13 protein-coding genes are annotated in these 14,857 nt (G+C 68.0%); 2 read left to right on the forward strand and 11 right to left on the reverse strand.

All coding sequences use genetic code 11. The annotated features are described in order from the left end of the window. Nucleotides 1–6: 6 nt before the first annotated feature. Together prfA and rpmE are read right to left on the reverse strand one after the other, a co-directional pair. Entirely contained in the window at nucleotides 7–1,080 is a 1,074-nt protein-coding gene (gene prfA / locus G528_RS0111820) for a peptide chain release factor 1 (protein WP_026919152.1), read from the reverse strand. Nucleotides 1,081–1,204: 124 nt separating this feature from the next. Further along, complete coding sequence (rpmE, locus tag G528_RS0111825) at nucleotides 1,205–1,417, reverse strand: 50S ribosomal protein L31 (protein WP_026919153.1); 213 nt, start codon at nucleotides 1,415–1,417, stop codon at nucleotides 1,205–1,207. A gap of 283 nt (nucleotides 1,418–1,700) precedes the next feature. On the opposite strand from rpmE, the gene G528_RS0111830 reads away from it, so the two are divergent. Then, a complete protein-coding gene (locus G528_RS0111830) occupies nucleotides 1,701–2,888 on the forward strand; it encodes a diflavin oxidoreductase (protein WP_026919154.1) in 1,188 nt (395 codons plus the stop codon). 25 nt (nucleotides 2,889–2,913) lie between these two features. Here G528_RS0111830 and rho read toward each other — a convergent pair whose 3' ends face one another. The 9 genes from rho to G528_RS18655 form a co-directional block, all read right to left on the reverse strand. Further along, nucleotides 2,914–4,827, reverse strand: coding sequence for a transcription termination factor Rho (rho, locus tag G528_RS0111835; RefSeq protein ID WP_245569757.1), 1,914 nt, complete (start codon nucleotides 4,825–4,827; stop codon nucleotides 2,914–2,916). Between the two features lie 254 nt (nucleotides 4,828–5,081). Further along, nucleotides 5,082–6,011: a homoserine kinase gene (thrB, locus tag G528_RS0111840; protein WP_026919156.1), complete on the reverse strand. Its 930-nt coding sequence runs from the start codon at nucleotides 6,009–6,011 to the stop codon at nucleotides 5,082–5,084. A gap of 17 nt (nucleotides 6,012–6,028) precedes the next feature. Beyond that, nucleotides 6,029–7,114: a threonine synthase gene (gene thrC, locus G528_RS0111845; protein WP_026919157.1), complete on the reverse strand. Its 1,086-nt coding sequence runs from the start codon at nucleotides 7,112–7,114 to the stop codon at nucleotides 6,029–6,031. After that, on the reverse strand, nucleotides 7,107–8,408 hold the full coding sequence (locus G528_RS0111850) for a homoserine dehydrogenase (RefSeq protein WP_026919158.1): 1,302 nt from the start codon (nucleotides 8,406–8,408) through the stop codon (nucleotides 7,107–7,109). The genes thrC and G528_RS0111850 overlap by 8 nt, the downstream gene beginning before the upstream one ends. Further along, complete coding sequence (lysA, locus tag G528_RS0111855; RefSeq protein WP_035719894.1) at nucleotides 8,405–9,847, reverse strand: diaminopimelate decarboxylase; 1,443 nt, start codon at nucleotides 9,845–9,847, stop codon at nucleotides 8,405–8,407. The genes G528_RS0111850 and lysA overlap by 4 nt, the downstream gene beginning before the upstream one ends. A 16-nt stretch (nucleotides 9,848–9,863) precedes the next feature. Continuing rightward, the gene (argS, locus tag G528_RS0111860) at nucleotides 9,864–11,516 is read right to left on the reverse strand and encodes an arginine--tRNA ligase (protein WP_026919160.1); all 1,653 of its coding nucleotides are present in this window, start codon (nucleotides 11,514–11,516) and stop codon (nucleotides 9,864–9,866) included. A 70-nt stretch (nucleotides 11,517–11,586) separates the two neighbouring features. Next, the gene (locus tag G528_RS0111865; RefSeq protein WP_245569754.1) at nucleotides 11,587–12,309 is read right to left on the reverse strand and encodes a haloacid dehalogenase type II; all 723 of its coding nucleotides are present in this window, start codon (nucleotides 12,307–12,309) and stop codon (nucleotides 11,587–11,589) included. After that, a complete protein-coding gene (locus tag G528_RS0111870; RefSeq protein WP_051198744.1) occupies nucleotides 12,306–13,172 on the reverse strand; it encodes a shikimate 5-dehydrogenase in 867 nt (288 codons plus the stop codon). Before G528_RS0111870 ends, G528_RS0111865 begins: the two co-directional genes overlap by 4 nt. Next, entirely contained in the window at nucleotides 13,169–13,519 is a 351-nt protein-coding gene (locus G528_RS18655; RefSeq protein WP_169515267.1) for a hypothetical protein, read from the reverse strand. The genes G528_RS0111870 and G528_RS18655 overlap by 4 nt, the downstream gene beginning before the upstream one ends. On the opposite strand from G528_RS18655, the gene G528_RS0111875 reads away from it, so the two are divergent. After that, on the forward strand, nucleotides 13,416–14,822 hold the full coding sequence (locus G528_RS0111875) for an NAD(P)-binding domain-containing protein (protein WP_026919163.1): 1,407 nt from the start codon (nucleotides 13,416–13,418) through the stop codon (nucleotides 14,820–14,822). The two genes, G528_RS18655 and G528_RS0111875, sit on opposite strands and share 104 nt — an antisense overlap. Nucleotides 14,823–14,857 lie beyond the last annotated feature (35 nt).

Below are 14,857 nucleotides of genomic sequence, written 5' to 3' on the forward strand. Positions count from 1 at the left end.
TCACGCTCACTGCTGGAGCCGCGCCTGCTTGTCGGCCTCCACGAGCGCGTCGAGCAGTGCGTCCATGTCTCCGGACAGCACGGTGTCGAGGTTGTTGGCCTTGTAACCGATCCGGTGGTCGGTGATCCGGTTCTCGGGGAAGTTGTAGGTGCGGATGCGCTCCGAACGGTCGACCGTGCGGATCTGCGCGTGCCGTCCGGCCGCTGCCTGCGCCTCCGCCTCCTCGTCGGCGGCGGCCTTGAGCCGTGCCGCGAGGACCTGCATGGCGCGCGCCTTGTTCTGCAACTGGGACCGCTCGTTCTGGCACGTCACGACGACACCCGTGGGCAGATGCGTGATCCGGACCGCCGAATCGGTGGTGTTGACGCCCTGACCGCCCTTGCCGGAGCTGCGGAACACGTCGACGCGCAGGTCGGACTCGTCGATGTGGATCTCCTCCACCTCGTCGGGTTCGGGATAGATCAGCACGCCCGCGGCCGATGTGTGAATGCGTCCCTGCGATTCGGTGACCGGCACCCGCTGGACGCGATGCACGCCGCCCTCGAACTTCAACCGCGACCACACGCCGTCACGCACCGACTCGCGCGCCTTGATCGACAGGGTCGCCTCCTTGTACCCGCCGAGGTCCGAATCGGTGACGCCGAGCACCGTGGCCTTCCAGCCGTGGCGTTCGCAGTATTTGAGGTACATGCGCACCAGGTCGGCGGCGAACAGCGCCGACTCCTCACCACCGGCCCCCGACTTCACCTCGAGCACCACGTCGTCGCCGTCGTTCGGGTCGCGCGGCGCCAGCAGGTCGGTGAGCGTCGCATCGAGGTCGGCGACGGACGCCTCCAGCGTCGCGATCTCATCGGCGAACTCCGGATCGGCCTCGGCCAGTTCACGGGCCGCCTCCAGATCGTCCCGCGCGGCCGTGAGCCTGGTGTACGTGGTCATGATCGGCGCCAGCTCGGCGAACCGCTTCCCGACTCGACGCGCATTCGCCGGATCGTCGTGCAGCGCGGGATCGGACAGCTGCTGCTGCAGGCCCGCGTGCTCGGCGAGGATGTCGTCGATGGCGGACGGTTCGGGCGTAGTCACCTTGGGGTGCCTCTCTGGTAACGGGCTGCTCGGCTGCTCTCGGGGCGCGATCGATCGGGCGGTGCAACGACAGACGCCCGACTCGAGATCGTCGGGCGATCTCCAGCCGGGCGTCGTCTGCGAGCTACTTGACGCGCTTGCCGTAACGCTTCTCGAAGCGTGCCACGCGGCCGCCGGTGTCGAGGATCTTCTGCTTGCCGGTGTAGAACGGGTGGCACTGCGAGCAGACTTCCACGGTGATGTGGCCGCCCTTGGCGGTGCTGCGGGTGGTGAACTCGTTGCCGCAACCGCAGTTGACGGTGGTCACCTCGTAATCGGGATGGATTCCCTGCTTCATTTCTGTCCCTTCTCGTTGGTCGCCGGGTCACCGCCGAGAACTCTGACTCGGGGTGTGAACCGGAACCGGACTGACCGGCCGATTATTCCACAGTTTCGGGTCCTGTGCCCAATCGCCCCCACGCCTCCGGAGCGATCCTCGCGGTGCGGCACCGGCCGGTGAAGTGAAGTGAGTCTCGATCGATGTTAGGCATGCCTGCATTCGGCGTGGTCGGGCTTATCCTCGATGGCACAGTCACCGCATCGAGATCACAGGAATCGACACCCGGGAGCAGCAGACGATCATGACCGCAGCGAATCCGACCCGTGAACGCACCACCGCCCGTGCTGCGAAACGGCCTCGCTGGTCACGTCGGAACCCCTTCCCCGCCACCGTCCTGGAGAACACGCTGCTCACCGCCCCCGACAGCGAGCGCGAGGTCCGGCACCTGGTGCTCGACATCGACGGCTCGGGTCTGGAGTACGAGCCGGGCGACGCGGTCAACGTCACCCCGGCCAACGAGCCGGCGCTCGTCGCGGCCATCGTCGACCGGCTCGGCGTTCCGGGCGACACCGTCATCGCCGACCGCAAGGGCGAACGGACGCTCACCAACGCCCTCATCCACGGTTTCGAGATCACGTCGGTCTCGCCGTACCTTCTCGACCATCTGGCGACGGCGCGCGGCGTCCGGGAGGTCGCCGAGCTGCTGGCCGGCGACAAGGCGGATCTCGAGCAGTGGTCGCGCGGACGCGATGTCCTCGACCTGCTGAACCTCGACGCGACCTGGCATCCGACGCCCGAGGCGTTCCTCTCCGAGCTCCGGCCGCTCACCGCGCGGACGTATTCGATCTCGTCGTCTCCGAGTGTCCACCGCGGCACACTGCACCTCACGCCGGCCACCGTGCGGCATCGTGCGCGGGACGACTGGGGCGACGGCCGCGACCGCGGCGGCGCCGCATCGACGTATCTGGCCGACCGGGTGGAGGCCGGTGACACCGTCGGCATCTATCTGACGCCCAACAAGTCGTTCCACCTCCCCGAACCCGACACCGACATCATCATGGTGGGTCCCGGAACGGGGATCGCGCCGTTCCGCGCGTTCGTTCACGAACGCGCTCAGGACGACGGCAACGGCCGGAACTGGCTCTTCCACGGCGCCCGGCGCCGCGATCTGGACTTCCTCTACAGCGATGAGATGACGGTTCTGCACGCCGACGGCGCGATCGATCGACTCGATGTCGCGTTCTCCCGCGAGCAGGAGGAGAAGGTGTACGTCTCGGACCTGTTGGGATCGCACGCCGAGGAGATCTACAGCTGGCTCCGCGACGGTGCCGTCCTGTACGTCTGCGGCAACGCCGATCGGATGGCCCGCGACGTCGACGAGGCGTTGACCACCATCATCAAGGACCAGGCCGGACTCGACGACGAGTCGGCGCGTGCCGAGATGGAGCGGCTGCGCGCCGCCGGACAGTACCGTCGCGACGTCTACTGACGCCGCGACGGCACAGCTCGGACCGTCAGCCCTCGTCGAGACCGCCGGGTGCCGACTTGGAGACCTGCATCAGGAACTCGACGTTGTTGCGTGTCTTCTTGAGCTGAGTGATGAGGAGATCGATCGCCTGCTGGGAGTCGAGACCGGACATCAGTCGACGCAGCTTGTGGACGATCGCGAACTCCTCCGGGGCCAGTAGCAGCTCGTCCTTGCGCGTGCTCGACGGATTCACGTCGACGGCCGGGAACACCCGACGCTCCGCGATCTTCCGGTCGAGCTTCAGCTCGGCGTTGCCGGTGCCCTTGAACTCCTCGAAGATCACGGTGTCGCCGGTCGACCCGGTCTCGACCATGGCCGTCGCGATGATCGTCAGCGAACCGCCGTCCTCGATGTTGCGCGCCGCGCCGAGGAACCGCTTGGGCGGGTACAGCGCGGTGGAGTCCACACCACCGGACAGGATCCGGCCCGAGGCGGGCGACGAGTTGTTGTAGGCGCGACCGAGGCGGGTGATCGAGTCGAGCAGGACCACGACGTCCTTGCCGTTCTCCACGAGCCGCTTGGCGCGTTCGATCCCCAATTCCGCGACCGCCGTGTGATCCGACGGCGGACGGTCGAAGGTCGAGGCGATGACCTCGCCCTTCACGGACCGCTGCATGTCCGTGACCTCTTCGGGGCGTTCGTCGACCAGCACCACCATGAGATGGCACTCGGGGTTGTTGGTCGTGATCGCGTTCGCGATGTGCTGCATGATGGTCGTCTTACCGGCCTTCGGCGGCGAGACGATCAGTGCGCGCTGCCCCTTGCCGATCGGCATGATCAGGTCGATCACGCGGGTCGACAGCCGTTCGGGCGTCGTCTCCAGGCGGAGACGCTCGTTCGGGTACAGCGGGGTCAGCTTGTTGAACTCGGGCCGCTTGCGCGCGGACTCCACGTCCCCGCCGTTGACGGTGTCCAGACGCACCAGCGGATTGAACTTCTGCCGCTGCTGCTGATTGTTGTTGTTCTCGGCCTCGCGCGGCACCTTCACCGCGCCGGTGATCGCGTCGCCGCGACGCAGTCCGTTGCGCCGGACCATGTTCATCGAGACGTAGACGTCGTTGGGTCCGGCGAGGTATCCCGAAGTCCGGACGAATGCGTAGTTGTCGAGGACGTCAAGGATCCCCGCCACCGGTGCGACGACGTCGCCCTCGTTGACCTGCGGCTCGCCGCCGCCCCCGTCACGGTCGCGGCCGCGGCGGCGCTCGCGGAACCGCCGTCCGCGCCGACGACCACCGCCCTCGCCGTCATCGTCCCGGTTCTGATTGTCCCGGTTCTGGCCGCCCTGATTCTGGCCGCCCTGGCCGCCACCCTGCTTCTGGCCGCCCTGGTTCTGGCCGCCCTGTTTGTGGTCGCCCTGCTTCTGGCCGCCCTGCTTCTGGTCACTCGCGTCACCGTCACCGGCATTGTCGCCGCGGTTCCGATTGCGGTTCCGGTTGCGGTTCCGCCCCGACCCGTCGCCATCGGACTGGCCCTGATCGTTCTTCTGACCCTGGTCGATCTTCGGACCCTGATCGTTCTTCGGACCCTGGTCGTTCTTCTGACCCTGGTCGTTCTTCGGGGCCTGGTCGTTCTGCTGGACCCGACCGTCTCCCGTGGGGCCCTGACCGGCGGTGCGCCCCTGGTCGGCCGTCTGGACAGCGTCGTTCTTCGGGCCGCCGTCGTTCTTCGGGCCGCCGTCGTTCTTCGACACAGTCGGCTGCTTGTGCGCCTCCCCCTGCTCCTTGGCGCCGCCGCCCTGCTCCTTGGCGCCGCCGCCCTGCTGCTTGGCGCCGCCCTGCTGTTTGGCGCCGCCGCCCTGCTGGTGGGACCTGATGACGTCGATCAGATCGCCCTTGCGCATCCCCGACGTGCCCTTGATGCCCAGCTCGCCGGCGAGGGCGCGGAGTTCTGGCAGCAGCATGGCGGAGAGACCCGTGCGGGCCCGCTTAGGTGCCTGTACATCCGTTTCGGTCACGGAATTCCTTTCATTCCCGGCGTCAGATGCCGGGGGCTCCGCTCGATGACGAGCGAAGGAACAAAAATTTATAGTTCATGCCGAGGTCCGGGTGGAGAATTCGTTCCGGGTGGAGAATTCGCAACACACCCTGTGTGAATACCGGCGGAACACGATCATGGTACCACCGGCACGAACAGGGATCAGACTGGGACGCCCACTCAGACGAGGACTTCCACGCCGTCGGCCACGGCGACGGGAATCATCTCGAAACCCAACCCCGAGGCCAATGCGGCATCGTCGCTTCCGAGCGGCTGAGTCCCGAGAACCAACGCCGACGGCCCGGCACCCGACACGCTAGCGGCATGCCCCCGCTCACGCAACGCCGACACCAACCGCGTCGTGTCCGCGAGAGCGTCCGCGCGGTACGGCTGGTGCAGCCGGTCGTCGCTCGCATCCATCAGGCAGTCCGGGTCGGTGGTCAGGGCCACCACCCCCAACGCCGCCCTGCTGACGTTGAAGACCGCGTCGGCGTGCGGCACCGCGTCGGGCAGCAGACCGCGCGTGGCCTCGGTGGACGACTCCACCTGGGGTACGAACACCGTCACCACGATCGACGAGTGCAGGTCGAGCCGGCGAGCGAAGAACTCGCCGCGGCCGCGTGACCATGTCACCACGGCCGACCCCAGCACCGAGGCCGCGGCATTGTCCGGGTGTCCTTCGAATTCACTTGAGAGCTGCACCAATTCAGCGTCCGTCAGGCCGGGTCGGCCGTCGGCGACGAGCAGGGCCGATGCCGCGGCCAGCCCGCCGACGACGGCGGCCGCCGAGGAGCCGAGACCCCGCGAATGCGGGATCACGTTGCGGCAGTCGAGGTGCAGACCGGCCGCCGACGCTCCCGCGAACTCCAGTCCGCGCGCCACCGCGCGCGCCACGAGATGCCTCCCGTCGCGCGGAACCTGGTCGGCAGCCTGTCCGGACACGTCCACGGAGACCCCCGCGTCGGCGACCGTCACCGCGACCTCGTCGTAGAGGGCCAGGGCCAGACCGAGGCAGTCGAACCCCGGGCCCAGGTTGGCGCTCGATGCGGGCACCCGGACGCGCGCCGACAGTCCCGCGGGCAGGACACCGGTCGCCGTACTTCTCGTCATCGCCGCTTCCACAGTCGTCAGCCGACGCCCAGTGCCGTCGCCACCGCGACCGGATCCACACCGATCGCGTCGACCTCCGGCATGCCGAGCAGCGCCGTGTCCGGATCCTTGAGACCGTTGCCGGTCACGGTGCAGACGACCGTCTCACCAGCCTGGACCCAACCCTCCTCGCGGGCTGCGAGCAGTCCCGCCACGCTGGCCGCCGATGCCGGTTCCACGAAGACGCCCTCGCGTCCGGCGACGAGCTTGTAGGCCTCGAGGATCTTCTCGTCGGTGGCCGCACGGAACATGCCGTTCGAGTCGTCCTTGGCCGCGACCGCCTGGTTCCAGCTGGCCGGCGAGCCGATCCGGATCGCCGTCGCAACCGTCTCGGGTTCCTTGACCGGGGCGCCGTTCACCAACGGTGCCGCGCCGGCGGCCTGAACGCCGAGCATCCGCGGCAGCGAGTCGATCACGCCGTCGGCGTGGTATTCGCGATACCCCTTCCAGTAGGCCGTGATGTTGCCCGCGTTGCCGACGGGCAGCGCGTGCACGTCCGGAGCACGCCCGAGGACGTCGACGATCTCGAACGAGGCCGTCTTCTGTCCTTCGATGCGCGCCGGGTTCACCGAGTTGACCAGCTCGATCTCCGGGTAGTCCGCGGTCACCTTGCGCGCCAGTTCGAGGCAGTCGTCGAAGTTCCCCCGGACCTGGATCACCGTGGCGCCGTGCATCACGGCCTGCGCCAGCTTGCCCATCGCGATCTTGCCTTCGGGGATCAGCACCGCACAGGTGATGCCGGCCCGGGTCGCGTAGGCGGCCGCCGAAGCCGACGTGTTGCCCGTCGACGCGCACAGGACGGCCTTCTTGCCGTGGTTGACGGCCGTGGTGACGGCCATCGTCATACCGCGATCCTTGAACGAGCCCGTCGGGTTGAGGCCCTCGACCTTGAGGTACACCTCGCAGCCGGTGAGCTCCGAGAGGACCGGGGCCGCGACGAGCGGCGTCCCGCCCTCGAGCAGCGTGACGACCTTCCAGTCGTCCTCGACCGGCATGCGGTCGCGGTAGGCCTCGATGAGTCCCGGCCACGCACGGTGGACGGGGCGGTAGCCGGTGTCAGTCATCAGTTCCCTCCAGACGGAGCACGCTGGACACCTTGATCACGGAGTCCATTTCTTCCAGTGCGGCAACGGTTTCCGACTGTGCGCGGTCGGAGGCGCGATGGGTGACGACGATCAGTCGGGCGCCCGCGCCCGCACCCTCCTGCCGGACCGCGGCGATGCTCACGTTCCGCTTGGAGAACTCACCGGCGACCTGCTGCAGCACACCGGCGCGATCGGCGACCTTCATCGACACGTAGTAGCGGGTCGGGACGTCGTCGATGGGCGCCACGGGAAGTGACGCATAGGTCGACTCGAGCGGTCCGCGACCGTGGAAGACACGGTTGCGGGCGGCCATCACCAGATCGCCGAGCACCGCCGACGCGGTCGGCGCACCACCGGCGCCCTGCCCGTAGAACATCAGCCGGCCGGCGTTCTCCGCCTCGACGACCACGGCGTTGAAGGCGCCGTTCACGGTCGCGAGCGGGTGCTCGAGCGGGATCAGCGCCGGGTACACCCGCGCCGAGATCCGCTCCCCGTCGTCGGTGCGGATGCGTTCGCAGATCGACAGGAGCTTGACGGTGCAGTCGAACTTCTTGGCGTCCTCGAGATCGTCGGAGGTGATCCGGCTGATGCCCTCGCGGTACACGTCCGACGCGGTGACGCGCGAATGGAATGCGATGGACGCCAGGATCGCCGCCTTCGACGCCGCATCGTATCCCTCGACGTCGGCGGTCGGGTCGGCCTCGGCGTATCCGAGTCGCCCGGCTTCGGCCAGCACGTCGTCGTAGTCGGCGCCGGTCTCGTCCATGGCCGACAGGATGTAGTTCGTGGTGCCGTTGACGATGCCCGCGACGCGCTGCACCGTGTCGCCGGCGAGCGACTGCGTGAGCGGTCGCACCACCGGGATCGCACCGGCGACCGCGGCCTCGTAGTACAGGTCGACGCCGTTCTCGGCCGCGGCCGTCGACAGTTCACCGGTGTAGACGGCGATCAGCGCCTTGTTGGCGGTCACGACCGACTTCCCGGACTTCAACGCCGTTCCGATGAGATCACGGGCCGGATAGATGCCGCCCATCAACTCGACGACGAGGTCGACGTCGTCGCGGGCGACGAGCTCCGCGGCGTCCTCGGTCAACAGGCCGGGATCGATCGGCCGCGGTCTGCTCGCATCGCGGACGGCCACGCCGCGCAGTTCCAGGGGCGCACCGACCCGCGACTGCAGGTCGGCGGAGTTCTCGAGGAGAATGCGGACGACCTCGGTGCCGACATTCCCCATCCCCAACACGGCGACGCCGATCGGACGGGATCGCATCATTCCGAGTCCACCTCCAAGCTCAAGAAGTCCTCGACCGTCTCCCGCCTCACCATGAGCCGGGACCGGCCGCCATTCACCGTCACCACCGCTGGTCGCGGCACCATGTTGTAGCGGCTCGACATCGAGTAGCAGTACGCACCCGTCGCGCCGACCACCAACAGATCACCCGGCGCCAGATCCTGCGGCAACCAGCAGTCGCGGATAACGATATCGCCGCTCTCGCAGTGCTTGCCCACCACCCGGCACACCACCGCCTGGGCGCTCGACGTGCCCGACGCGACGCGGACGTCGTATTCGGCGTCGTAGAGCACCGTGCGGATGTTGTCGCTCATGCCTCCGTCGACCGAGACGTACCGGCGAACCGTGTTCCCGTCGAGCGCCACGTCCTTGACGGTGCCCACACGGTACAGGGTCACACCCGCGGGACCGGCGATGGCGCGACCGGGTTCGACGGCGATCGCCGGCATCGGCAGGTCGAGGGCCTCGCACTCCCGTCGGACGATCGCGACCAGCGCCTCGGCCAGCACCTTCACCGGCGGCGGGTCGTCGCTCTCCAGGTACGAGATCCCGAGGCCGCCGCCGAGGTCGAGCACCTCGATCTGGCGGGTCTTGGCGACCCCGAACTCGTCGACGATGGCGGCGAGCAGACCGAGCACGCGGCGCGCGGCCAACTCGAAACCGTCGATCTCGAAGATCTGCGAGCCGATGTGGCTGTGCAGGCCGACCAGCCGCAGGTTGTCGCTGGCGAAGACCTCGCGGACCGCGGCCATCGCGACGCTGTCACGGTACGCGCCGGACGGTGATCCGAGGGCGAAGCCGAACTTCTGGTCCTCGTGCGCCGTCGAGATGAACTCGTGCGTGTGTGCCTCCACGCCGGGGGTGACGCGCACCAGGACGTCGGCGACGACGCCGTGTTCTCCCGCGATCCGGTTGAGGCGCTCGATCTCGATCATCGAGTCGAGGATCACGTGCCCGACGCCGGCGGTGACCGCGGCGGCGAGTTCCGCCTCGGACTTGTTGTTGCCGTGCAGGGCGATCCGCTCGGCGGGGAACCCGGCGTGCATGGCGACCGCGAGTTCTCCGCCCGAGCAGACGTCGAGGGAGAGCCCCTCGGACTGCACCCACTTCGCGACCTGCGTCGTCAGGAACGCCTTGGACGCGTAGTGGACCCGACCGTGCGGGCCGAACGCCGACTGCATGTCGGCGCACCGCGACCGGAAATCGGCCTCGTCGTACACGAACAGCGGGGAGCCGTACTCCTCGACGAGCGCGTCGACCCGGACACCGCCGACGGTCATGACCCCGTCCGCGTCGCGCCCAGTACCGCGCGGGTACACGTTCTCGGGCAGCCGAGACAGTTCGTCGGGACCGTTGGGCCGCTCGGCCAGATGCGGGGCGGCCAGGATCTCCGCGTGCCGCGGTCCTGCGGGGTGTGCCATCACATACGCTCCTGCATCACATCCGGGTCGGCGCCGAGACGCCGACCAGTTCCAGACCGTTGGCCAGCACCTGACGGGTCGCGTCGCACAGGGCCAACCGTGCACGGTGCACGTCGCCGGGCTCCTCGTCGCCCTGCGGCAGCACCCGGCACCGCGCGTAGAAGCGGTGGTAGGCGCCGGCGAGCGACTCCAGGTAGCGGCTCACCCGATGCGGCTCGCGCAGCTCGGCCGCCGTCGAGACGACCTCGCCGAAGTCGCCGATCGTACGGATCAGATCGCCTTCGGACTCATCGTCGAGCAGGTCGAGATGGTCGGTGCTCGCCGACAGTCCGAGGTCGGCGGCCGAACGCGCCAGTGCCGACAGCCGGGCGTGCGCGTACTGGACGTAGTACACGGGGTTGTCGGACGACTGCTTCCGCAGCAGGTCGAGGTCGATGTCGATGTTGACGTCGATCGACGAGCGGATGAGCGCGTAGCGTGCGGCGTCCACGCCGACCGCCTCCACCAGATCGTCGAGGGTGATCACGGTGCCGGCGCGCTTCGACATCCGGACGGGGCTGCCGTCCTTCACCAGATTGACCATCTGACCGATGAGGACCTCCACCGCGTCGGCGTCGTACCCCAGTGCGGCGGCGGCCGCCTTGAGCCGCACCACGTACCCGTGGTGGTCGGCGCCGAGCATGTAGATGAGGTGGTTCGCACCGCGCTGATGCTTGTCCCGGAGATAGGCGATGTCACCGGCGATGTAGGCGTGGTTCCCGTCGCTCTTGATCACCACGCGATCCTTGTCGTCGCCGTAGGCCGTCGAGCGCAGCCACCATGCGCCGTCGGCCTCGTACAGGTTGCCGGACTCGGTGAGTTCGGCGATCACCTCGTCGACGAGACCGCGGTCGAACATCGAGTTCTCGTGGGTGTAGACGTCGAAGTCGGTGCCGAACTCGTGCAACGTCTGTTTGATGTGGGCGAACATCAACTCCACGCCCTCGGCCCGGAACACCTCGCGGGCCTCCTCGCCGGGGAGGTCGAGGACGCCCGGCGCCGCGGCGACGACGTTCGCGGCGATCTCGTCGATGTACGCGCCCGCGTACCCGTTGTCGGGTGTCGGGTCGCCGGTCGCCGCCGCGATCAACGAGTCGGCGAACCGGTTGATCTGCTCACCGTGGTCGTTGAAGTAATACTCCCTGGTCACCGTGGCGCCGCGCGCCGACAGCACGCGGCCGAGAGCGTCGCCGACAGCGGCCCAGCGGGTTCCGCCCAGATGAATCGGTCCGGTGGGGTTCGCCGAGACGAACTCCAGGTTCACGTGCATCGCCGACAGTTCGTCGCCGGTCCCGTACGTCTCACGCTGATCGAGGACGGTCGCGACGGTCTGATTCTGGGCCGCAGCCGCCAGCCGCAGATTCACGAACCCCGGCCCCGCGACCTCCGCGGAGTCGATTCCCGCGTCGGCCGCGAACTCCCGGGCCAGCCACGTCGCCAGCTCACGCGGATTGACTCCCGCCCGTTTGCCGAGCTGGAGAGCGACGTTGGTCGCATAGTCGCCGTGCTCGGGGCTGCGCGGACGCTCCACGACGATGCTCTCGGGAATCACGGAGGCGTCCAGGTCGTGGGCCGCGAAGACCTTCTGCGTCGCAGCGCGGAGCAGGGCAGCGAGTTCGGTGGGAGTCACGGGTCCCCATCCTATTGGCCCGCCCGCCGATCGCGACAATCGGATCTGCGTGCCGGGCGGCGTCGGTCGGTCAGCAGTCGAGCAGCGTCGCCAACTCGTCGATGCCGCGAACGAAGAAGGCGTCGTCGGGGTCGGGTTCCTCCACCTTCGGTTCCGGGCCCCACTCGCGCGGCCGGGCGACATACGCGGTCTTCAGCCCGTGACTGCGTGCCGCCGCGAGATCGGCGGCATGCGTGGCGACCATCATCACCTCGTGCGGAGCGACGCCCGTGAGCCGGGCGATCCCGAGATAGACCTCCGCGGAAGGCTTGTAGTGCCCCCACAGGTCGGCGCCGCCGATGACGTCCCACGGGAGGTCGGCGGACTCGGCCATCGCCGTGAGGAGCGAGACGTGCCCGTTGCTCAGGGCTGCGATGGTGTACTTCGATTTGAGTCGATGAAGTCCCGCCGACGAGTCCGGCCACCCGGGAAGCACGTGCCAGGCGCGGACCGCCTCGTCGAGCTGGTTCGCGGTCGCCACGACCCCGTACTCCGAACGCAGGAGCCCATCGAGCGTGATGCGGTGGAGATCGTCGAGCACGGTGAACGGTCGCTCCCCCGACTCCACCTCGGCCAACGCCGGCCCGTAACACCGTCGCCAGTCTCGGGCGAGCCGCGACGCGTCCAGCGCCGGAAACACCTGCGCCAGCGTCGAGCTCACACCGGTATGCCAGTCGGCGACCGTGCCGAACGTGTCGAAGGCGAGCACCTTCACATCCGCGACCCCGATCTCCGCATTTCCGGCCGCCGTCACGATCGGGCCGCCGTATCGCTCGACCGCGAGTACTCCGATGCCGCTCGAATCTGCTCCGGCGTCGGAGTCACCCCCGTGTACAGGGCGAACTGCGCGGCCGCCTGACCCGCGATCACGGCGTCGCCGCTGATCACCTCGCACCCTCGCGCACGCAGTACCCGCACCATCGGAGTGTCCGGCGGCATCGCGACCACGTCGAGACAACCCGAGGCCGCGGCGACGACCTCGGGAGCGAACGGCATCTCGCTCTCGTCCTCGCCGCCGGTCATGCCGACGGGTGTCGCATTGAGCAGGGTGACCGGGCGCGCGTCGCCGAGGTCGGCGAGATGCCGGAATCCGTACCGCTCGGCCAACGCCGACCCCGTCTCACCGTTGCGGGCGACGATCGTCACGTCCGTGAAGCCGGTGTCGCGCAGCGCTGCCACGACTGCTTTGGCCATGCCGCCGCTGCCCGCGATCGCGGCCGGTGCGGCCCGGTCGAACGACGACGCCGCGAGCAGGTCGGCCACCGCCTGATAGTCGGTGTTGTAGGCGTGCAGCACCCCCTGGTCGTTGACGACGGTGTTCACCGAGTCGATCGCCGACGCCGACGGCTCCATGACGTCGACCAGGTCGATCACCGCCTCCTTGTACGGCATCGACACCGCGGCCCCGCGGATCGGGAGTCCCCGGATCCCCGCGACCGCATCGGCGAGATCGGTGGGCGCGAACGCCTTGTAGACGTAGTTCAGGCCGAGCTGGTTGTACAGGTGATTGTGGAAGCGCGTGCCGATGTTCGACGGCCGTGCGGCCAGCGAGACGCACAGCACGGTGTCTCGATCGATCGTGCGTGAATGCGGCGCGGAGACGGGCTCGGAAGTCATGCAGCCAAGGGTAGTCGGCCGCCCGCGCCCGCGCGGTTCTCGACGCCGACCGGCCGGAACAGGTCAGTATACACCGGTGAAATATCGACCATTCCGGCATTTGACACTCGCGCGGAGATACTCGATCGTTGGTGCGGATCAGCGGCACGCACGGGCTCGACTCGCAGCGTCACGCCGACCGAAATCCACACTGATTTCACCGCGACATCCCGCAGAGAGATCCGTGGGTTGGAAAGGTAGAAGATGTCGAACAAACTGAATAAGAGGGTCGCGATCATCGGCGCCGGGCCGAGCGGAATGGCCGCCTTGCGCGCATTCACGTCGGCCCAGCGCACAGGGACGGACATTCCCGAGATCGTCTGCTACGAGAAGCAGGACGATTGGGGTGGCCAGTGGAACTTCACCTGGCGCACCGGCACCGATCATTACGGTGAGCCCGTCCATTCGAGCATGTATCGAAATCTCTGGTCGAACGGCCCGAAGGAAGCTCTCGAATTCGCCGAGTACACATTCGATGAGCATTTCGGCCGGCCGATCTCGTCGTATCCCCCGCGTGAAGTCCTGTGGGATTACATCGATGGTCGTGCCGCCGGATCGGGCGTGAAAGATCTGGTGCGTTTCGCCCACGTGGTCCGTTGGGTCGAGTACGACGAGAGCACCGAGTCGTTCACCCTGACCGTCGACGACGTCAAGAACAAGCTGACGTCCACCGAGGTCTTCGACCAGGTGATCGTGGCGACGGGGCACTTCTCGTTCCCGAATGTCCCCGATCTGCCCGGTATCGAGACCTTCCCCGGCGAGGTCATCCACGCGCACGAGTTCCGGGGCGCCGAGCGTTTCGCGGGCCAGCGGCTGCTGCTCATCGGCGGCTCGTACTCCGCCGAAGACATCGGCATCCAGTCGCACAAGATGGGCGCCCGTCAGGTGACGATGAGCTACCGCTCCGGCCCCCAGGGCTTCGGCTGGCCGAACGGGGTCGACGAGAAGCCTCAGGTCGACCACATCGACGGCGATGTCGCGACATTCGTCGATGGGACGTCTCGCGAGTTCGACGCCGTCATCTTGTGCACCGGCTACCTGCACCACTATCCGTTCCTCCCCCAGGAGATGCGGATCGTCTCACCGAACAACCTGTACCCGACGGGCCTGTACCGCGGTGTGACGTGGCAGGGCAATCCGCGCCTGCACTACCTGGGTGCCCAGGACCAGTGGTTCACGTTCAACATGTTCGACGCGCAGGCGTGGTTCGTCCGGGACGTGATCCTCGGTCGCGTGGATCTGCCGTCGGAAGCCGAGCGTGCGGCGAGCATCACCGAATGGCTCGACCGTTACAGCGCGGTCGAGGACGACGATGCCGCCGTCCGATTCCAGGCCGATTACATCCGCGATCTGATCGAGCAGACGGACTATCCGATGTTCGACCTCGACGAGGTGGTCGAGGTGTTCCTGGCGTGGAAGCGTGACAAGAAGGACGACATCCTCACGTACCGCGACAAGGCGTACCGCTCGGTGATGACCGGCACGGTCTCGACCGTGCATCACACGCCGTGGCTCGACGAGCTCGACGATTCGCGGGAACGGTATCTCGCGCCGCTGCCGGCGGCCTCGGGCGCCGCCCCGTCGACGCACGAGGGCCAGCCGGTCCGCTGACGCCGGACCTGCACCGCACGGGAGCTCATGGGGCG

The organism is Gordonia shandongensis DSM 45094, assembly GCF_000423025.1.
In the GTDB taxonomy this organism is placed as follows: Bacteria; Actinomycetota; Actinomycetes; order Mycobacteriales; family Mycobacteriaceae; genus Gordonia; species Gordonia shandongensis.